The organism is Corynebacterium sp. HMSC068H04 (genome assembly GCF_001811255.1).
In the GTDB taxonomy this organism is placed as follows: domain Bacteria; phylum Actinomycetota; class Actinomycetes; order Mycobacteriales; family Mycobacteriaceae; genus Corynebacterium; species Corynebacterium hesseae.
Genome location: NZ_KV804016.1, coordinates 1 through 383 on the forward strand (window position 1 = coordinate 1; position 383 = coordinate 383).

Genomic DNA, 383 nt, shown 5'->3' on the forward strand with positions numbered 1-383 from the left:
GATGCTTCTGTGGTGACGGATAAGAAGACCGTTGTTGAGGGTAAGCCGGTTGATCCGTTCGATACCGCGAAGAGCGTTCCGGAAAACGGCAAGGTTAAGGTTGATAACCTGCCTGGAGGCCTGACGGTTGATCCGACCACCGGCCAGGTCACGGGTACCCCGGACAAGATCACCGACTGGGGTCCGGAAGAGGAAGAGCGTGACGTTGAGGTCACGGTCACCATCACCGACAAGGACGGCAACGAAGTCGCTACTGGCAAGAAGACCATCACGGTTCAGCGTGACACTGATGGCGACGGTGAGCCGGATAAGACTGATACCGATGATGACGGCGATGGCTTCACTGATGAGCAGGAGAAGGAAGCCGGCACCGATCCGAAGGA

Annotated in this window: 1 protein-coding gene; it reads left to right on the top strand. The window is 57.4% G+C overall.

Going from position 1 to position 383, the window contains the following annotated elements; translation table 11 throughout:
• A partial coding sequence (locus HMPREF2792_RS09285) for a putative Ig domain-containing protein (RefSeq protein ID WP_158011597.1) occupies positions 1-383 on the top strand: 383 nt, incomplete at both ends.